At 51.3% G+C, this 20,879-nt stretch carries 14 protein-coding genes; 6 read left to right on the forward strand and 8 right to left on the reverse strand.

Annotated features, from left to right (window positions below; genetic code table 11):
- The 4 genes from PUP35_RS04355 (at position 1) to PUP35_RS04370 (ending at position 9,328) form a co-directional block, all read left to right on the forward strand.
- Positions 1-1,317, forward strand: a complete 1,317-nt coding sequence (locus PUP35_RS04355) for an ATP-binding protein (RefSeq protein WP_166876384.1) — start codon at positions 1-3, stop codon at positions 1,315-1,317.
- Complete coding sequence (locus tag PUP35_RS04360; RefSeq protein WP_274242183.1) at positions 1,314-3,509, forward strand: DEAD/DEAH box helicase; 2,196 nt, start codon at positions 1,314-1,316, stop codon at positions 3,507-3,509. The genes PUP35_RS04355 and PUP35_RS04360 overlap by 4 nt, the downstream gene beginning before the upstream one ends.
- A gap of 227 nt (positions 3,510-3,736) precedes the next feature.
- A complete protein-coding gene (gene dsr1, locus PUP35_RS04365; protein ID WP_274242184.1) occupies positions 3,737-7,567 on the forward strand; it encodes an anti-phage defense-associated sirtuin Dsr1 in 3,831 nt (1,276 codons plus the stop codon).
- Positions 7,568-7,888: 321 nt separating this feature from the next.
- Complete coding sequence (locus PUP35_RS04370) at positions 7,889-9,328, forward strand: HNH endonuclease signature motif containing protein (RefSeq protein WP_274242185.1); 1,440 nt, start codon at positions 7,889-7,891, stop codon at positions 9,326-9,328.
- A gap of 714 nt (positions 9,329-10,042) precedes the next feature.
- On the opposite strand, the gene catA is transcribed toward PUP35_RS04370, so the two are convergent.
- The 7 genes from catA to PUP35_RS04405 all read right to left on the reverse strand — a co-directional run bounded on the left by catA (position 10,043) and on the right by PUP35_RS04405 (position 17,481).
- Positions 10,043-10,720 (reverse strand): type A chloramphenicol O-acetyltransferase, encoded by a 678-nt coding sequence (catA, locus tag PUP35_RS04375; RefSeq protein WP_274242186.1) that lies wholly within the window; start codon positions 10,718-10,720, stop codon positions 10,043-10,045.
- A 63-nt stretch (positions 10,721-10,783) separates the two neighbouring features.
- The gene (locus tag PUP35_RS04380; protein WP_274242187.1) at positions 10,784-12,715 is read right to left on the reverse strand and encodes a putative bifunctional diguanylate cyclase/phosphodiesterase; all 1,932 of its coding nucleotides are present in this window, start codon (positions 12,713-12,715) and stop codon (positions 10,784-10,786) included.
- A gap of 17 nt (positions 12,716-12,732) precedes the next feature.
- The gene (locus PUP35_RS04385; RefSeq protein ID WP_024909477.1) at positions 12,733-13,227 is read right to left on the reverse strand and encodes a molybdopterin-dependent oxidoreductase; all 495 of its coding nucleotides are present in this window, start codon (positions 13,225-13,227) and stop codon (positions 12,733-12,735) included.
- 399 nt (positions 13,228-13,626) lie between these two features.
- A complete protein-coding gene (locus PUP35_RS04390) occupies positions 13,627-14,214 on the reverse strand; it encodes a cytochrome b (RefSeq protein WP_115874307.1) in 588 nt (195 codons plus the stop codon).
- On the reverse strand, positions 14,211-15,284 hold the full coding sequence (locus PUP35_RS04395) for a catalase family peroxidase (protein ID WP_149366144.1): 1,074 nt from the start codon (positions 15,282-15,284) through the stop codon (positions 14,211-14,213). Before PUP35_RS04395 ends, PUP35_RS04390 begins: the two co-directional genes overlap by 4 nt.
- 161 nt (positions 15,285-15,445) lie before the next feature.
- Entirely contained in the window at positions 15,446-16,057 is a 612-nt protein-coding gene (locus PUP35_RS04400; protein WP_274242188.1) for a flavin reductase family protein, read from the reverse strand.
- Positions 16,058-16,275: 218 nt separating this feature from the next.
- Positions 16,276-17,481, reverse strand: coding sequence for an L-dopachrome tautomerase-related protein (locus PUP35_RS04405; protein ID WP_274242189.1), 1,206 nt, complete (start codon positions 17,479-17,481; stop codon positions 16,276-16,278).
- A 109-nt stretch (positions 17,482-17,590) separates the two neighbouring features.
- Here PUP35_RS04405 and PUP35_RS04410 point away from each other — a divergent pair, with 109 nt between their 5' ends.
- Both PUP35_RS04410 and PUP35_RS04415 read left to right on the forward strand, forming a co-directional pair.
- A complete protein-coding gene (locus PUP35_RS04410) occupies positions 17,591-18,490 on the forward strand; it encodes a LysR family transcriptional regulator (RefSeq protein WP_274242190.1) in 900 nt (299 codons plus the stop codon).
- Between the two features lie 16 nt (positions 18,491-18,506).
- Complete coding sequence (locus tag PUP35_RS04415; RefSeq protein ID WP_274242191.1) at positions 18,507-19,016, forward strand: hypothetical protein; 510 nt, start codon at positions 18,507-18,509, stop codon at positions 19,014-19,016.
- Between the two features lie 31 nt (positions 19,017-19,047).
- Here the strand turns inward: PUP35_RS04415 and PUP35_RS04420 are convergent, their stop codons facing one another.
- Positions 19,048-20,832, reverse strand: a complete 1,785-nt coding sequence (locus tag PUP35_RS04420; RefSeq protein ID WP_111963464.1) for a diguanylate cyclase — start codon at positions 20,830-20,832, stop codon at positions 19,048-19,050.
- Positions 20,833-20,879 lie beyond the last annotated feature (47 nt).

The raw sequence follows: 20,879 nt of genomic DNA on the forward strand, positions 1-20,879 counted from the left end.
ATGTCTGTAACACGTATAAGAGTGAAAGAACGCGACGCTATTATTCAGTCACTTAAGTCAGGTGTAACGCCAAGGATAGGCATTCAGCATATCCAGGTTGGCCGCGTGAATGAGATCACCGCTCTCCACCAGGATATTGAGAGGATTGCTGACGGTGGTGCAAGCTTCAGACTTATCATCGGTGAATATGGTTCTGGTAAAACGTTCTTTCTGAGTGTTGTGCGCTCTATTGCGCTAGAGAAGAAGCTGGTGTCAGTCAGTGCAGACCTTTCTCCTGACAGGCGCATTCACTCATCGGGAGGTCAGGCTCGTAATCTCTATTCTGAGCTTATGAAAAACATGTCCACCAGAAACAAGCCGGATGGTAATGCGTTACTTAGCGTTGTTGAAAGATTCGTTACGGAGGCAAGAAAGGAAGCGGACACGGACGGCTCCGAGGTTTCATCAGTTATTCATAAACGCCTGACAGCTCTGTCAGATATGGTGGGTGGATATGACTTTGCGAAGGTCATTGATGCATTCTGGCGCGGGCATGAGCAGGATAACGAAACGCTAAAATCCAATGCTATTCGCTGGTTGCGGGGAGAGTACACCACCAAAACTGATGCCCGTAACGATCTCGACGTTCGGACTATTATCTCAGACGCTTCATTCTATGATTCTTTGAAGCTGATGAGCCTTTTTGTCCGACAGGCAGGCTATGCCGGTCTTTTGGTCAGCCTCGACGAAATGGTGAACCTCTTTAAGCTGAATAATACGCAAGCAAGAACAGCGAACTACGAACAGATTTTGCGGATCTTGAATGACTGCCTGCAAGGCTCAGCTGAGAACATTGGTTTTATCCTCGGGGGTACGCCAGAGTTTCTTTTCGATCCGCGTAAAGGTCTTTACAGCTATGAGGCCCTCCAGTCGCGTCTGGCGGAAAATCGGTTCGCGCAAAAAGCAGGAGTGATTGACTACTCATCCCCCACTTTGCATCTTGCCAGCCTCACCCCTGAGGAACTGTATATTTTGCTGAGAAATCTTCGTCATGTTTATGCAGGCGGAGATCCAGAGAATTATCTGGTACCAGATGAGGCACTGACTGGATTCCTGCATCACTGTAGTAAAACCATTGGAGACGCTTACTTCCGTACCCCCCGTAATACCATAAAAGGCTTCCTGGACATGCTGGCCGTACTCGAACAAAACAGAACGATGAACTGGCAAACATTAATCGAGGGTGTGGCGATTGAAGTGGACAGACCTAGCGATATGGATGACGCCATTATGGAGGAAAGCGATGACGACGACGGACTGGCGAACTTCAAACTATGAGCAGTGCCTACGATAGCCTCGATCCCCGCGTCCGTAAGTGGGTTTACAAGCAGGGGTGGTCTACATTAAGGCCCTTGCAGGAGAGTTCTATCCCGGCAATTTTAGCCCGTGATCGAGACGTGCTAATCAGTGCAGGTACAGCAGCGGGTAAAACAGAGGCTTTCTTTCTTCCTGCCTGTTCGGCAGTTGCAGATCTCACGAATGGATTTGGCATCGTCTATATCAGTCCGTTGAAGGCATTGATTAACGATCAGTACCGTCGTCTTGAGAGCCTTGGAGATGCATTGGAAATGCCAGTGACTCCCTGGCACGGGGATGTACCACAAAGCAAAAAGAAGAAGGCTCGGACGAACCCTGCTGGCATTTTACTGATTACACCTGAGTCACTTGAGTCTTTGCTCATAAATTCAATGGGCTGGCTCAAACAGGCATTTTTTTCAGTCGCATACATCGTTATTGATGAGTTTCATGCTTTTATTGGCTCAGAGCGTGGTGTACAGCTGCTTTCTCTGCTCAATAGAATTGACCATGTGCTAGGTTGCCAGGTAAATCCAATTCCCCGCGTTGCGTTGAGTGCTACGCTGGGTGAACTGGAGAAAGTGCCCGAAATGTTGCGCCCGGACAAACGACTCCCCTGCGTAACTGTTACAGATAGTAATAGCACGGCCACTCTTCAGGTACAGGTCAAAGGGTACCTGGAGCGAGTGATCCAAAAAGAGGAAGAACTTCAGAGTTCAGCTGAACATGACGTTTGCTATGACATTTTCAGACTTTGCCGTGGCGATTCTCATTTGGTCTTTGCAAACAGCCGAAAGCGCACTGAAAGCATTGCGGCAACGCTGAGCGACATGTGTGAGGAACAAATTGTTCCGAATGAATTTTTCCCCCACCATGGTTCCCTTGCCAAGGAATTACGTGAGGCGCTTGAATCTCGTCTTCAGAAAGGAAATTTGCCCACTACAGCTGTTTGTACAATGACGCTTGAGTTGGGAATTGATATCGGTAAGGTTAAGTCGGTTATCCAAGTTACCCCTCCGCATTCTGTTTCCAGTTTGCGCCAGCGTATGGGGCGTTCTGGGCGACGCGATTCCCCATCAATACTTAGAATGCTAATTACAGAAAATGAGCTTACTGTGAGTAGCAGTATCGTTGATCACCTACGACTCCAGTTGGTGCAGTCGATGGCAATGATCAGGTTGATGATCTCTAAACAATGGTTTGAGCCTGCCGATTCCCGGCAGATGCATTACTCCACGCTGCTACACCAGATTCTTGCAATTACCGCACAATGGGGTGGAGTGCGTGCCGACCAGCTCTGGACACAACTATGCCAGACAGGGCCATTCAGAAATGTAGATTTAAACGATTTCAAAAGCCTGCTTAAACATATGGGAGCATGTGGCCTACTCACTCAACTTGCTAGCGGCGAAATGGTTGTTGGGGCAGAGGGGGAGAAACTGACTAACCATTACACTTTTTATGCTGTGTTCAATACTCCAGAAGAGTTCCGCATTGTCACCGGAAACAGAACCCTTGGAACAGTGCCTGTTGACTCCCCACTGCTACCAGACCAACACATCATCTTCGGTGGGCGGCGCTGGAAAGTGACAGAGATCGAGACAGAGAAAAAAGTTATCTATGTAGAGGCAACCAAAGGCGGTCAGCCACCACAATTTAGTGGGGGAGGTATGTCTGTTCATGATGCCGTTCGTCAGGAAATGCTCGCTATCTATAGGGAAGGTGATTACCGCATAGCAATAGGTAGCAAGAAAGTAGATTATGCCGATACTGCCGCCAGAAACCTATTTGCGGAAGGCTGTAGTAACTTTCAGCGTTTTAAACTTCAAAATGAGTGTTTTATTACGAGTGGACAACACTGTTACGTAATACCCTGGATGGGGGATAAAGTTGTCAATACGATTACAGCCTTGCTCATACGCTGTGGTTTTAAAGCTAATTCATTGGCTGGAGTTATAGAAATTGACGGCTCAAGTGTCGCTTCTGTTCAACAGGCACTTAAAGGTATGCTGCTGTCAGGCTTGCCTTCAGCGTTTGATCTTGCTGTAAATGTTCCAGAAAAGTACTTAGATAAATATGACGAATACTTACCTGAGTCTCTGCTTGCGAAAGGATTTGGGGAAAAAGCGTATGACATTGAAGGCACTCGTAATTGGTTGAAGCAGCATCTTTAGTAACCTTGCGAAGCAATAAGGGACCCTGTTCCCTCTGAAGATTGGGGCCGGTTGATGATAGCAATGTCTGTACTTGGTGTGAGCGGATAGAAAACAAGGTTATAAGGTCCCCTAGGTAGCGTTGCTTGTGAGGATGTCGACTCTACACTGTCGAAATAATAAGCTTTTAGCCCCATTGAACCCTCATTATCTCGAATGAATATACGCATTGGATAGGAAGAAAAGTAATGCAATTCATCACACACGGGCCTGACATTCCGGATGAACTTCTGCAGGCCCACGAGGAAGGCCGCGTGGTGTTCTTCTGCGGAGCTGGAATTTCCTACCCAGCCGATTTGCCCGGCTTCAAGGGTTTGGTGGACCAGATTTATCAGTTGAACGGTACAACATTTTCAGAAATTGAGCGTGAGGCCTACGAGCGTGGGCAGTTCGACGCCACTCTGGACCTGCTGGAACGGCGCTTGCCGGGGCAGCGTATGGCCGTCCGACGCGCGCTTGTAAAAGCCCTGAAGCCAAAGCTCCGTCGCAAGGGGGCTACCGATACCCAAGCGGCACTGTTGCGCTTGGCACGAAGCCGCGAAGGTGCCGTTCGGTTAGTTACTACCAACTTTGACCGCATCTTTCATGTGGCAGCCAAACGCACTGGCCAAGCGTTCCAGGCCTATGCCGCACCGATGCTACCAACTCCGAAAAACAGCCGTTGGGACGGGCTGGTCTACCTGCATGGGCTGCTGCCGGAAAAAGTGGACGAGACTGCTCTGAACCGTCTAGTAGTCACCAGTGGCGACTTTGGTTTGGCCTACCTCACGGAGCGCTGGGCAGCCCGCTTCGTGAGCGAGTTGTTCCGCAACTATGTGGTCTGCTTCGTGGGCTACAGCATCAACGACCCGGTCCTGCGCTACATGATGGATGCGCTGGCGGCCGATCGGATGCTCGGTGAAGTCACTCCGCAAGCATGGTCACTGGGTGATTGCGAGCCGGGGCAGGAACACCTAAAAGCCATCGAGTGGGAGGCCAAAGGCGTCACACCCATCCTATACACCGTACCGGCGGGTACCTATGACCATTCAGCGCTGCACCAAACGTTGCACGCTTGGGCAGATACTTATCGCGATGGTGTACAGGGAAAAGAAGCCATCGTCGTCAAACATGCTCTGGCCCGTCCGCAGGACAGCACACCGCAGGACGATTTCGTTGGCCGTATGCTTTGGGCCTTGTCAGATAAATCAGGTTTACCAGCAAAACGCTTTGCAGACCTCAATCCCGTCCCGCCGCTGGACTGGCTGCTGGAAGCTTTCTCGGACGAACGCTTTCAGTACAGCGACCTGCCGCGCTTCCATGTACCTCCGCACGCAGAGGTCGACACCAAACTTCGATTCAGCCTGATTCGGCGGCCTGCGCCCTATGACCGCGCTCCGCAGATCATGCTGGTCTCTGGAGGAGTCAGCTTTAGTCAGTGGGATGACGTGATGTCCCATATAGCCCGCTGGCTAGTTCGCTATTTGGACGATCCAAGGCTGATCATCTGGATTGCAGAACGCGGCGGGCAAATGCACGACCGTTGGACATGGTTGATCGAGCACGAACTAGATCGCTTCACAGCGCTAGAGCGGTATGGCAAGACGTCGGAACGGGATGAAATTCTCTTGCATGCCCCCAAAGCTATTCCTGGTCCACTGATGTCCACCTTGTGGCGGCTTCTGCTCAGTGGCCGTGTGAAATCGCCATGGAGTAACCACGAGCTGTATCGCTGGCAAGGCCGCCTGAAACGCGAGGGCTTGACCACCACATTGCGTCTGGAGTTACGCGAGTTACTTGCCCCTAAGGTGGTGTTGAAGAAGCCGTTTCGCTGGAACAACGACGATTCGAGCAGCACCGATGAGCTCTCGCGACTCAAGCAATTAGTGGATTGGGAGCTGGTACTGGCAGCTGATCACGTGCATTCAACCCTGCGCGACCTTGCCGACGAGTCATGGAAATCTGCATTGCCACACTTGTTGGAAGATTTCCAGCAATTGTTGCGTGATGCACTAGACCTGGTGCGGGAGTTGGGCGGCGCCGACGCTCGTAGCGACCACTCGTATTGGGATCTTCCTTCCATCACTCCGCACTGGCAGAACCGAGGTTTCCGCGACTGGGTAAGTCTGATTGAATTTCTGCGCGATGCATGGCTGGTAGTTCGCTCCAACGATAGTGCTCGCGCTACGCGCATCGCTCTGAGTTGGTTTGAATTGCCATACCCTACCTTTAAACGTCTGGCTCTGTTTGCAGCGAGCCAAGACGACAGCATACCGCCCGAAAGGTGGGTAAATTGGTTGCTGGAGGAAGGTGCGTGGTGGCTGTGGTCCACAAATACCGGACGGGAGGTATTCAGGCTGTTTGTTTTGCAGGGGCGTAATTTAGCAGGAATTGCACAAGACCGTCTGGAAGCAGCCATCTTGGCTGGACCTCCGCGCGAGATGTACCGGGATGACTTGGAAGCCGAACGTTGGAAAGACTTAGTGGCACGTTCCGTCTGGCTGCATCTTGCCAAGCTCAGTACATCGGGCCTCGTTTTGGGGCTGTCGGCGGCGGCACGCCTGGCGGAAATTTCTACTGCCTACCCACAATGGCAGTTGGCAACCAACGAGCGAGACGAGTTCTCTCACTGGATGAGCGGCACCGGTGATCCAGACTACGAGGACAGCAGAGATGTCGATATTGCACCCCGTAAGCGGCAGGAACTGGTGCAATGGCTCGTAAAGCCAATGCCAGAAAGCCGGCCTTTCTACGAAGACACGTGGCGTGATGTTTGCCGCACGCGTTTTTTTCATAGTCTGTTCGCATTACGTGAGCTATCACAAGATGGAGTGTGGCCTCTGGACCGGTGGCGTGAAGCTTTGCAGACTTGGGCCGAAGAAGGGATGGTGTTGCGTTCTTGGCGATACGCCGCACCGCTGGTACAGACTATGCCCGATGCAGTACTTCAGGAGATTGACCATGCTGTCACTTGGTGGATGAGGGTAGCCTCAAAGTTTAGCCACCAACACCAAGAGGACATCCTGCTGAACCTTTGTCGCCGTGTCCTAGCACTGGAAACAGGAGCTGAGTCTCGCACCATCAAAAACGGAATCGAGACCTATGACCCTGTCGGCTCGGCGATCAACCATCCCATAGGGCACGTCACGCAGGCACTGATCTCCCTGTGGTTCAAGCAGAACCCGAACGACAATGATCTGCTTCCTGCTGACTTGAAGCCCATCTTCACCACACTGTGTGACGTGCGGATAGATCGATTTCGCCATGCCCGGGTACTGCTGAGTTCGTGGCTGATCACATTTTTCCGCGTGGATCGCCCTTGGACTGAACAGAACCTGTTGCCCTTATTTAGCTGGAGCAATCCCATCGAAGCAAAAGCCGTGTGGGAAGGCTTCCTCTGGTCGCCGCGTCTGTACCAGCCGTTGCTGACAGCTTTCAAGTCACAGTTATTGGAGAGCGCAAACCACTATGTGGATCTTGGTGAGCACCGCCAGCAATTCGCAACCTTTCTGACTTATGCAGCATTGGGCCCAATCGAGGGATTCACCGTGGAGGAGTTCCGATCGGCAATTGGCGCGCTCCCACAAGAGGGTCTGGAGGAGTCCGCGCAGGCACTCTCTCAAGCGCTTGAAGGTACGGCCGATCAGAGTGAGGACTATTGGAAAAACCGTGCCCAGCCATTCTGGCAACAGATCTGGCCAAAATCTCGCGGTCTGGCCACCCCACGTATCTCCGAGTCTTTGACTCGTATGGTGATTGCCGCCCGAGGTGAATTCCCGGTGGCTTTGACTGCGGTGCAGGACTGGCTGCAACCGATCGAACACCCGCACTACGTTGTTCACCTATTGCACGAATCTGGTATGTGCAGCAGGTATCCAGCGGACGCACTGGGCCTACTGAATGCCGTAATTGTCGACCAACAGTGGGGCCCTCAGGAGTTGGGGCAATGCTTGGATCAAATAGTGCAAGCTGATGCACAGCTAGAACAAGACGCCCGTTACCAGCGATTAAGTGAATACTCTCGAAGGCGTGGCGTGTAAAAATGATGGGCGTCGAGCCATTTGAACAACGGGGTTTAGCAAGGCAAATACACACGGACAGCCAAAAAGCTGCGCTGCTCGGACCTCGCAATGTAACTTTTGTCTGCCGTGATTTGCGGCGTTGAAAGTCAGCTCCTGGTACGAAGCTTACCGTTTGAAGCCAACACCGTGATTTGGAAGGCTGCGAACTGATAGCCTCGCGAGAACTGGAAGACTACATAAGTACTTGTAAGGCCGTTCGCCGTTAATATAACGCCGTTTGCGCGGAAGTTGACAACAGCTGGCAGGCCAAAATATCGCCGTGCCGAGCGGGGAAATGAAATGATTATTCGTGAACACAACGGTTATAAGCACGTCATTAGTCGTGCTAATTATACTCGACGAGTTTGGAAGGCAAATCACTACGCTTTCGGAAATTGGACTCCGGGTTGTTGGAACACCGTTCATTGCGGTCCGCGTGATTCTACGTACATGCTAGCTCACTCACAGGCCACGGTAGCAGCATGCGAAATCATGAAGATAAGCCGCGCCGAGTTTCAATTTTTCTTTGAAAAAACTGATCAGGGTGATGCGAGCGTGCACATTGAACAGCATGACGTGCGCTTTAACTGGAAGGGTAAGACATATACCTTCACTCGTGGGATGGATAAGAGCAAGGTGATCGCCACTCTCAAACAGTTGGAGCTATATGGTAACGCCGACGCAGATCGCAAGATAGCGAAGATCAATAAGCAAAAGGCAGAATCTGAGGCATTACAGGCAAAGCGTGCAGCCGCGGTTGCACGTACAGCAAAACTAATGCGTAAAGACACAACTCTTACAGAAGAGAAAATTACATCAGTTTCAGCGAAAAATTTACCGCAGATGCTTTATCCAAAATACCCATTGGAAATTGCTCAAGGCCTCCCACATATGAGAGTGCTATCGTATCGCCGCTGGGTAGGGATGAACCATAAGAAACTCAACAGAATTCCCGAGAAAGAACGCATAGCGCTTTTTTTAGCTACTGCATCGTTAACCGAGGATGAGTTGCTAGCGGTGGCGCAAATGTTCGCTCCAATGCCTGAATTCCTTCTGCTGGCCACGCCTAAACTGGTTCTGCTAGTGCCTGAGTCGGATCCTAAACTTGAATTGGAGAACGAGCTGGAATATACAAAACCGTTTTACAACAAAATTTACGGTGCCGATCCAGTTGAGGGTGTTTCTGATACAACAAAAGCGGTATTAGTTACCGAAACAGCGCCTGATGTCGTTATTTCAAGTCCAAAAGAAGAGGAGCCAAGCCAGTCAAAACAGCGCATATCGGGAGTACGCAAACCACGTAAATCGCGAATTCGTCAGCTGGTGGAACGCGACGCTAAAGGCGATATACCGTTTTACGGTATGCGCCGCCGTACACAGGCACAATTCCGTGTTGACGTGGCGTTGAACTGTTTTGAACGCTGCGTGATTTCCGGTGCAAGCCTGATGCGTTGCGAAGCGGCTCACCTGTTGGCGCACGCCCGCAAAGGTGGTGCGAGCTTTAAAAACGGCCTGCTGCTCCGTGCCGACTTGCATACTTTGTTTGACGCTGGAATGTGCGCGATTGATCCGCTGGCCATGACAATACATTTTAGTCTCACCATCTTGGAAAGCGATCCTGATCTGGCTGCTTATGAAGGTAAGACTATCAAGACAGTTAAGCCGATTAACTCCACCAACTTGGACGAACGTTGGACGATATTTCTGACGGCTTATATGGAAGTCGACACTGCCGCATAAAATTTGAACACCTGACTGCGTTCCTGGCAAGCGGCAGCCTAATATTTCAAGCGTGACTTACTTCTGAAAGCAACTACGACCAACGTCATATCAAGCCACGTAGCAAATACCCGTCTCTGGTGTTAAAAACTGTCTAACCTGCAGGTTATGTGCGAGCAGTGCAACGTCGGTCAATCGAACCATTCCGAAGTGGACTGAAATGCGCCAGCATAGTAAAAGGCGTTTAGTGTCATTTAAAATAAACCCAGATCTACTAGTGCGGCCTAGTCGGCGCGAGGCAAACGACGTGATTAAATCTGTGTGGGCAAGTCTGCCCAGGTTCATGTTATATACTCTCGTAGCAAACGGAGACAGTAAAGTATGGCACTGCCTGCTTCAGGGAAGGGGGCATCACATCACTACAGTGAATGAGCTCGGCTATGAGGCTGATACCTGATACTTTTGAGCGCTACTAAAAAAAAGGCCTGAATAGCATCCTTTGTAGATAAGGCACTTAATCAGAGCCGATTGCAGTGATTGATTTTGTTGTTCTGATCTGCAATTAAGTCATACATGCAAACATTTGGGGGTACTTATGGGGGTATGTTAAAAGATCGAATTAAGTAAAGTGATTAAAAATCAATGCCTTTGTGTTGATGATTTTGTTCCTATTATCGCACCAACTTTAAACGTAGTCTTCCGACTATCAAATAAACAACATTTGTCCCTTGTGCATCAGCCATTCCTCTCCTCTGACAGCCCCGACAAACCATCACACATCTCCTGCAACTCATTAAACATCCTTGCCACATGGAAGCCATCGCACACCGAATGATGGACCTGCACTGCCATAGGCAACAACACTTTTCCATCCTTTTCGTAGTATTTTCCAAACGTGAACATAGGGGAGAAGAAGTTCTTCATGTGCGCAATGTTCATAGTAAAGTTGGTAAACGTTACCCATGGAATAGACGAGACGAAAAAGACATTTTCCCGGGACTCTTCCTTAGGCCAGTACGAAAGGATATTTCCATAGCGGGCCGTATCTTCTGCATAGGTGTTCTGGAAGTGATAAATGTTGCCGTCATAGTGGCTCCACAATGACGAAAACGTCTCCGTTTCAGGGTGGAAAATGGTGTAGCTGGGATGAACTTCATTCCATATGACAAGCTCATTGTCCTTCATAGCCATGCGGAACTCAGGATGCCTGTTCATAATTTCAGACAGGAGAAAAATGATCGTCGGGTAAAACTTCCAGCCAACCTCTTTGATGTGTTTCCTCAGCGCGGTAATGTCGATCAGAACGGTTTGGTTAATTGTGCATTCAGCAAATGACTGGAAGACTTCAAAATGCTCCTTCCTTGGCCAACGAGATAAATCAACAGGCGTATAGGCCGGGGCTGTTTTTTTCATTGCTTAACCTTTGATTATCAATCGTCTATATGATTTTGGGCCATAAACTACCGGACAACCATTTCAACCGTATCTAATCTTACTGTCAATCTCAGCCTGGGGTTTTCCGAACAGGTATCCCTGCACGAGATCGCAGCCAAGCGCCTGAAGGCGTTCAAGCTGCGCTTCGGTTTCAACACCTTCTGCAATAACCCGCATATTGAGGCTTTTCGCCATGCCGGTAATTAACTTAACGATATTAAGGGCATCATCCTGCGTGGATATCGGATTCACAAAGGATTTGTCGATTTTGATTTTATCAAAATTGAGTTCGCTCAGTCGTGAGAGTGACGAATAACCCGTTCCGAAATCATCGATAGAAATTTTTACACCCAGCGCTCTGAGCTTTTTGAGAATAGTGATCGGCATGTTGCTGTCACTGAAGAGTGAAGACTCCGTTACCTCTAACTCAAGTCGGCTAGCCGGTAACCCAGTCTCTTTCAGGATGGACTGCACCATCGTTGTAAAAGATTTATTTCCCAACTGAATAGGCGAAACGTTTACAGAGATCCTTGCCGGAACGGCCCAGGAAACTGCTTCCCGGCAGGCAAGCTCAAGCACGGTTTTGCCGATCTGATTGATCATCCCCGTTTTTTCAGCGACGGAAATAAAATAATCTGGTGCAAGCATCCCCTTCACCGGGTGTATCCAGCGAATCAGCGCTTCATAGCCGTAAATCTCATTGCTGAATGAATCGACAATAGGCTGATAATAAACAACGAATTCACGGTTATCGATCGCCAGTGCCATATCATGTTCAAGAGTTCTGCTTTCCTGCAACTTTTGCAGCATCCATTGACGGAAAACTTTTATCTGCTGTGAACCCTCTTTTTTGGCTTCGTAGAGCGCCAGATCGGCAAATTTATAAAGATAATCAGAGCGTCGTTCATTATCAGATAAAACGATACCCACGCAGGTGGCGATTTTTATCAGCTGGTTATTTATCGTATAGGGCTGGCTAATATGCTCGCTGATTTCTTTGGCGCGTGAAACGGCAGCAGTTTCGGTGAGTCCACTCGACAGAAGGGCAAACTCGTCTCCGCCTAAACGGTAAAACGTATCCGTTGCGCTGCTCATCGAGGTCAGCCGTCGGGATACCTGATTCAGGAGCAAATCTCCCGTATCGTGGCCATAGGTATCGTTGACCTCTTTGAACCGGTCTAAATCAAATAACATCACCGTGACGGGGACGTGATTTTTATCTGCCTGAAGATTAATTTTGTTAAGATCGTCCCAGAAGAAAAGGCGGTTTTTCATGCCGGTGAGGGAGTCATGATAAACATCATACTCCAGCTTCGAGTTCTGAATTTGCAGTTTTTCTTTTGATATTTGAAGTTCATCAGCCAGGCTTTTGACCTGCATGTGTGCTTTCAGAATGTTTTTATTCTGGTAGATCATTAGGAAGCCAAGAATAAAGCTTAAAATCACCAGGAGCAAAGAAAGTGCGGAGTAAATATAATACAGTATTTGTATTTTGTTGTTGGATTCATTAACAGTGTTAATATCTTTTGTTAATGCCGTTGCAGACAGCTGGCTGAGCGGTGCATCGAGCTCATGCATATTTGTAAGGTATGCCTTTAACTCCGGATGGCTCATTTTTTCAAGATGACTATCGAGATAGGTCAGTATTTTTTCTAAGCGTAAAGCCAGCTCCTGATGCGTTTTATCGCTGTCAATGTAGCGACCTAAATCTCCCCCCTTCATTAAATCGGCCTGGCTAAGCATAATTTCGAGGCGCATGCGGACCTGGTCTATCGTAACGTCATCGGTATCGGTTGCGTATAGACCAAGCCATGATTCAAAACGGTAATACTCTGATACCAGTTGTGCCACGGACCAGGACTCAGTGTATTGAGTCAGTTTTTGCAATTCCTGCTGTCGATCGTAAACAAGGAATGCAATATATCCTGTCGTGATAAAAAGAGAAAAAATGATACCAACCAGTATCCTGTTCATTATGTTCTCCTGAACGACTACTCAATCTTCATTTTGCTAACCTGCCATGCTGATCGTGAGTAATAAATCTGATTATTCAACTCAGGAAGACTGTCATAGGGGTATACAATGAACGATGGGCCTTTATCGCGGATGCGCATATATTCGCCATTGACCTTTAAGGCAAGTATGGCGTTGTATTTTTTAAAGTCGCTGAGAGGGATGACGGTTGAGTAATCATTGAGCGCAATAACATTAACGTTTGTACCTTTTGCACCCACATAATCCATGAGCTTGCTCATTGGGACACCCTCAAACTTCGTACGACCGTTATACCAGGGGGAGGTCGTCTCGAAACTCACTACTCCAAGTTTTTCAAGGCTGGCGAGATCAAACACTGCTTTTCCATTTTCGTTGGTATTTTCTATATTACCGTAAATCGTTAAAATGGGTTTACCAACTGGTTTTGGCAGGTCGCCAGCCCAGGTTACACTTTGTACAAGACAGCATAACAGCAGTAGGGTTAATCGCATTTTGACCTCCACCTTTTTAACGTAAGTATAAGAATTATAATTTAGATATCACACGAGTTGATATATTTTGTTGGGAAGTAAGGGGTTTTATCGTTTTTATTGATATAAACTCATTTTAATCAATGAGTTAGGTGTTGCAGGTGGCAGGGTGTTTGATACTCGAGCGACGCTTAACTTTTTGATAAAAGCTAAAATTGCGGGCATAAATGCTCTTCTGTTTAAAAAATAATCGCTTTAATTGATTGATATTAACTTCCACGACAATTTTTGGATGTCCGTGGCTTTTTGGGACGCGAATCTGGAGACTAAATACGCGCCCCGGTTGTGTCCGTAGTTTCAGGATGACGTTGATAAGCGAGGACACGAACATCAGATTGTGCGTATCCCATACCGCTTTGCTTACTTGAGGCCATCCTGGGTGGCCGCCGCCGACTTACCCCCTTTCGCCATGCTGGAAAACACTGCGTCCCGGTAGATCCATGCATGAACGAGTGCCGCAGAGAGATGGACCAGCACCACAGCAAAAAGCAGCTTTGCCAGAAGCCTATGGGCGTCGTGACACCAGGCATACAGTGCTGGACTGGCAGGGACAATCGCCGGCAGGTTGACGCCATCAAACATCACAATCGGCAGGCCCGCTGCCGACAGTTGCGCCCAGCCCAGTAGCGGCATTGCCAGCATTAGCGCATACAGCATCCAGTGTGATGCCTTTGCGGCAAGCACCTGCCAGACGGGCAAATCGGCAGGAAGTGGCGGCGTCCGGCTAAGAAGCCGGTTGACCAGACGCACCAGTGCCAGCAGTAAAATGGCGACACCCAGCGGCCGGTGCAGGTCGATTAACCAAATCCGGTGATGCAACGACGTCATCATCGCGACACCGATGAACAGCATCGCCAGGATCATCACCGCCATCAGCCAGTGCAGGCTTCGCGCCAGGATATTGAAATGCTGCGGCGCGTGCTCTCGCATATCTTTATTCGAGCTCATTTTACCTCCTGTTTTTGCACGGCTTCGGTGGCCTTGCCGTAGCCGATTTCCCGCTCGCGGCGGCTGAAAGAGTGGGAGTAGGCAGCAGAGCGGGCGTTTAAGATGGGATCGTCAGACACCGCAACGCCTGCTGGAACGACAGAAGGATCAAAGTTAACGTCGCGGCACGCGCCTGTGGATTGTGCTTCGACGCGCGTCACTTCCAGCGTGCCGGCCACCATCTTTTTGCGATCGTCCGGCCATGGCTGGGAAGGATCATCTACCGGATCGCCCGGCTGTGCGAGCTGCAAAACGTAATCCCAGTAGAGTGGCTTTTGCGCCAGGCGCTGACGCAGGTTTTCAAACAGGAAGTTGTCATCGGCTTTCTGTCGTTGCTCATCGCTTATCGACAGGAAAGGCTCGTGCGGACGCATCATCCAGCGAACGGCCTGGCGATCCCCCTGCGCGTTCACAAGGTAAAAGGCGTTAATGCTGTAAAACGTCGCGCCCGCGAAGCTGCCGGGCGCGGGTTTTTGTGCCGCCCATTTAAGATATTTCTCCGCCTCAGGGTACGCTTTTAAAAAGTCTTTGAGACGCTGCGGGTCCGGTTTTCCGGTGGCAGCATCAACAGCAGTGGCTTTTCGCAAGGCCAGAAAACCTTCCGGGCTGTGCGTGGCGAAGAAAGGCTCGTTGTTCATCGCCATTCGCCATTGTTGCTTGTCATCTGTCTTCAGCAGCAGCGCCATGCTCAGGGTTTTGGTCGTACTATCCGGGGCATGGGGATCGCCAGTACCAATAGAGAATCGGCCCACCACGGGCACTTCCTGCTGCGAGAAGAGGCGGGAGGTTGAAAGGGAATCAGCCGAGCCGTTTGGCGTAAAGGTTCCGGCAAAGCAGATGCCTTTTCCATGCGCGCGACGAAAACCCGGCGGGAAGGGTTTCGGTGTTTCACCCACCAGTGCCTGGCTGACCGTGCGTGACCCAAGCCAGCCCGCCGTCCATGCAAAAGCAGATGCTAACGTACCGGCGACAACGGCGATCGCTGCCAGCGCGCCCCAGGTTTTTTTGGACCTCAAATCCAGTTTCGACATAGACGTTTTTCCAGAACAAAATACCATCACCTGTCATGCACAACGTATCGTGCATGACATGTGGTAATACAGTGGCGAATATGGCTCGAGTATAGGAACTAAGGGGCGTAAAGAAAGAATATCACGAAAAGTTTAAATCTTTCCGCTGTCATAAGACCGGGTTACTCATCGTGTCGGAAATTTTGACCGAGTCGGTTACCCAGCGTGAAATAGTGGCGAAATATGTAATAGAGGGGGTTCCATTTCTCCACATTAAATTTTACACCTCTCTGAGTACGAATTAATAATGCTTCAGATATGTGGACGCAGGTTATCATGGCATCAACGGACACCAGGTTCTCTTGCGAACCGGTCAGCGGCGATCTTCCACAAACTTTAGCCTCTATTTGTACAGGACACTCCTTAATTCTCAACGAGTTAATCGTTACCGCCTTTTCTTTATGGAAATTTCCGCAGCTAAACTTGTCCTGTTCAAAAACATATCCCATCTTTTTCTTCCATTCCGGTGGCGATGCTTTCCCCGTTTTATCTGCGATAGCTTCAATATTCGGCCAGAGCCTGCTGTCCGGAATGTTCAGAACAATATCTGGGTTACTCGTGATATTTTCATAACACTTTCCGGAGGTGCCAAGCCCGAACACGATATTCCGGTCAAGGATCCACCACGATGAGATCGGGCTCAGGTTTGTTGAACCGTCAGGATTTTGGCTGGAGATAATGGCGACCGGTGTACCAAAATATAAAGAAGCAAAATCGACCTGCTGGGTTTTCATTTTATTATCCTTTGAGTAGCGGAGGCCCAGCCTACTTTGTGCAAACGTGCGTTACTTCGGTGAAGCGCGAAGTAAAACGCGCCTCACTACAATTCCCTGGAATGTAATCTTAACCACTTCCTTCTGAGCGGGAGAAAGACATCACGTGCAGCTTTTAAGGAAATAAAATCATCTGAAATTATGCGCCCATTTATGCTGGGCTCCTGGTTTACTTGCTCTTATTTTTGTAAAGCACTGAGAGGCAAGCGCCACACATCATAGCGTTCCTCTCCCGGTTTAACGGCTCCCGCGAAGTGGTCATTGAGGCGACTCGAGGTAAATACCAGGTCTCCGTTCGGACGGATTGCCGGCGTGTCTGGCCAGTGGACGTCTTGGCTTGCCGCAATCAGCGACATGGAAAGGCTCTCAGGATCGTATCTGACGATGCCATTGCGTGTAACATCGGTAATGTAGAGGTTACCTTTTACATCTGTCACCATTCCGTCGGTGTTGCCCCCCACGCTCCCCAGATTGCGGATCTGCCCGGCAATTTGCGCATCGGTTGACGCGGGCTGCCTCAGTATCGCGGTCGGTACCGCATACGCGCGCGTGCCGGTTGTCACCGTCCAGTACAGCGTGCCCGCATCGGGAGAAAGTGCGATGCCATTAATTCCAATCAGTAATGGTTTACCTGGCCAGACTTCAGCCCCGTGCGAGACGACGTTAACGCCTGGCTCAATCTGCAGCGCAGGATGACGATCGAGCACGCGCCGGGCTGTACCGGCGGCGAAATCAACGATAATTAGTCCCACCTGGTTTTCAGGCGCACTCCGCGAGCCGCTGTCGGAGATATAGGCGACACGGCGGTTCTCATCGACAACCACATCATTAAGGAAACTTGCCTTGCGGTCCGCTACGCCGTCCAGGGCGATACGTTTAATGGTTCGGCCTGAGCTGAGATCCAGCACGACCAGTTTTTGCGACCCCACGGGGGACTCTGTTTCCCCTGCAACAAACCCCATGTCCAGCGCCCAAAGCCAGCCGTTTTTACGGTCAATATAAAAACCGAGCACGTTACGCAGGTTCTGAGAGGGATCGGTGCTCACCGCATTCCCCTCGCGGGATGGAAACGCCGTCAGGCGGGCAGGGCCGGACTGTACCGTTGTATCCAGAATGCTTAACGTGGCGGGTGCTGCGGCGGAAACCAGCCGGGGCGTGCTGACAAAGGCCCGGTCCATTGCATCAAAGTGGATACCCGCAATAGGGGCATTGACCGAACCGGAGAACGTCGCAGGTATCTTTCCGTCTTGAGCGGTATCCCAGCTCACGCCAGCGTAGCTTCGCCAGCGCTCCAGAGGCGCGTGGTTCGCCGCGTTGACAACACTCGGAAAAGAGAACAACGCCGCCATTGCGATGGCGGGCAGAATAAAGGGGCGGTTGAACATTGACAGGCTCCAGTGGAACGTTCAGGTGATGAATGCTGGCCACTTTACTCATCGCCCAACGGGAGATAAATTAGCCAAATTGAAAAACATTTGTTCCTGAGAGAGCAAAATGAGCCGGAAATTCGATTACCTAGGCGACGTTGAAGTGTTCATTGCTGTGGTTGAACACGGCTCATTTACTGCCGCAGCGGTTGCCCTTTCAACCACCCCTTCGGTACTGAGCCGCGCGGTTACTCGCCTGGAAGCGCGTCTTGGACGGCAGCTATTACAGCGCACGACCCGCCGTGTGGGGCTGACTGAAGCCGGACGCGTCTATCTTGAGCAGGCGCGTTCTGCGTTCTCTCTGCTTGATGACGCCGAACGCGTTGGCCGGGGTCAGGAGGGCGATCTGACCGGTCGCGTGAGAATGAGTGTCCCGACCACCTATGCCCACTACCGCCTGCCGCCGCTGCTGGCGCACTACAATCAATGCTACCCCCGCGTACAGGTGGAGCTGAACATTACCAATCGCAACGTTGACCTGATCGCAGAGGGGTTCGATCTGGCGATCCGTCTGGGACAGTTGCCTGACAGTGGACTTGTGGCGCGTAAGCTGGAAGACGCGGCATTGCTCCTGGTCGCCTCCCCGGGCTACCTGCATCGGAGAGGAAAGCCTCAGACGCTGGAAGAGCTGCAGCGCCATCAGTGCCTGCCGTTTATCATGCCGCGCACCGGGCGTATCGCCCCCTGGGTATTTCATGACGAAGGGCGCGATATTGACTGGATGCCGGGTTCAACTATCGAAATATCAGACGATGTACTCGGCGTGGTTTCGCTGGCGGAGCAGGGGATGGGGATCTGCCAGAGCTATGAATTTATCGTTCGCGACAGAATAGAGCGCGGCCAGTTAGTTGAGGTGCTGCCGCACCTTCGGGGACGATCGCGACCTTTCTCCGTGCTGTTTGCCCCGCACCGACGTCAGTCAGCAGCCACCCGGGCAATGATTGACCTTCTGACCCGACAAGAATGACAAGGACTAGTCCACCATGAAAAAAGCGCGTTTTTCCTTTTGGATCCCTCTCATCGCGGGCGGGATAGCACTGATATCGGGTTTTGTGGTCTGGTCAGTCAACATTTACCGCGTGACATACCTTTCGATCCGCGGGGAGCAGTACCTTGCCTGTGGGGCGTTGCTGCTGGCGCTGGTGCCGATGGTCTATTTCATCAGAAAGGGGAGACTGAAAGGTAAGAGCCTTGCTGACGCGGTAAAAATCTACCTCGGCTTCTTTATTTGCAGCCTGCCGGTTGCCATGTTCGTGGTCTTTACAACGGCCTGGCTGCTGGAGGGGAACTATTCGGGCTGGAGCAAACCTTACCGGTATGAATCCAGTACCCGCCACAGCTGCTCGGGTGCGGAAGTCTACGAGCCGGAATTAAAGAAGGAGATCCGCATCTGTAACCCTCAGGGTAACGTTTATTCCGATACCACCCTGTATGTGGAAAAGCGAAGCAATGCCCTGGGGATTGTGGTGCTTTGGGCTATCACGCGCGCCTGAATCGGGGAAAGTCAGGGCGCGAGAATCAGCGTCAGCCCGCCTCCAGCATCCCAAAACTCACAATCCGCGCGCGTCCCAGCTCTTTTGCTCGGTACAAGGCCACATCCGCGGCGCGCAGCAGGTTGTCGGTCTGGGCATGTTGCGGGTAGCTGGCAATGCCAATCGACACGTCCACCGGCCCAATCTCGGTCAGCCCGTAGCGAATCGACAGCTCATGCACGCCGGTGTAAATCTTCTGCGCGCAGGCGTACGCTTCTGCTTCATCGGCACCGGAAAGCAGCACCAGAAACTCCTCGCCCCCGTAGCGGAATGCCAGTCCGTTGTCATGTGCGGCCCGCTGAACAATTGACGCCACGCTTTTGATCACCAGATCGCCCGCTTCATGGCCGAACCGATCGTTAATGCTCTTGAAGTGGTCGATATCAATCATCATGCAGCTTAACGGTACGCCAGTGCGTATCGCCTGCGCCGTTTGGGTTTGCAGAGTATCTTCAAGATGATGACGGTTACGCAGGCCGGTGAGCGGGTCAAACAACGCTTTTTCCAGCAACGCGTCGCGCAGACGCTGGTTGGCCAGCGCCAGCCCGAGCGCCTCGGCCATCAGTTCCAGATACGCGCGAGAAGGGGCATTGTCCGCTGTGATATTCTGGAAGGAGAGCAGGCCAATGGCCTCGCCCTGAGCGATAAGCGGCACGCAAAGGGCGCTTTCTGCCTGCGATGGCGGAAGATGGTAGCAGGCAATATCCGGCTCGCCGTTCACCGGCGGGTGACTCTGCCCGCGACGCACGGCCCAGCACTCGTCCGGATGGAACGTCGTCTCTTCACCAACCGGCGAGAGCCATTGCGCGACGCAGCGCATCTGCCACGGTTCGCGATCAAGGACGTAGAGTCGGCCCGCGATCCCCGGCGCGATATTGGGAGCAAACAGCTCCGCCACGTTAATCACATCGTTAAAGTTCTCACACCCCTGCAGCCGCTGGGTCATGCGCGCCAGCAGCTCGCGGATGGCCCAGTCGGCATCGCGCTCTTTTTCCAGACGCTGCCGCGCCAGGCCGTTTTCACGAAAGATGCTGATGGCCTGGGCCATATCGCCTATCTCATCGATCTGGTTGAAATTGGGCGTTTCAACCGCGTAATCCTGGGATGCCAGACGGTGCACCACGTCGCTCAGGCGGACCACGGGGCGGAGCACGCGGCGTTTTAATATAAAGCCGAGCACAAACAGGAACAGCAGGGCGGTCAGGCCGACCGTCAGCTCAGAGGCGGTACGCAGCGCTTTCGATTTTTTTGTCGCCTCCTGAACGGCGGCTATGACGCGCTTATCGAGTATCTGGCGGAAGTGATCGAGCTGATTCTGCGCGCGCTCAAGCTCCTGCTCATAGGGCTGACCATAGAGCAAGGCTACGGCCTGGGCGTCTTCTCCGCGTTCAAGGCTGGCGAGGGCGGTTTGCTGTTCGTCCTGCAGCTCATCGACGATCTTTATTCCTTCATGCAGCAGGGCCAGTTCTTCATCCGATGCGCCATTATCCTGCAGCTTTTCCAGTCGAAGCTCGATGCGCTTCAGGCTGTTTTCTGCCTGGTTATATTCCTTGAGAGCCTGAGGATCTTTTTTGATGACGTACAGCCGTGCTAAATCAGACTGCGCCCAGATATCGGTTTCGATATCTTCCGTCAGCTGATCAAATTTCTGCCGTTGTTCAACGGCCTGGCGCTCGAGGTTATCCGCATTGGACGCCATCAGCATGATGATGCCGGAGGCGATGGTCAGGCAGACCGTGGCCCCATAGGCCCAGTTTGTTATCGTCGCGATTCGCACCAGATGATCCTTTTACGACATGAGTAGGATGGCGTTCTTCAAATTAT

The organism is Enterobacter sp. S-33 (assembly GCF_028735835.1).
Lineage (GTDB): Bacteria > Pseudomonadota > Gammaproteobacteria > Enterobacterales > Enterobacteriaceae > Enterobacter > Enterobacter vonholyi.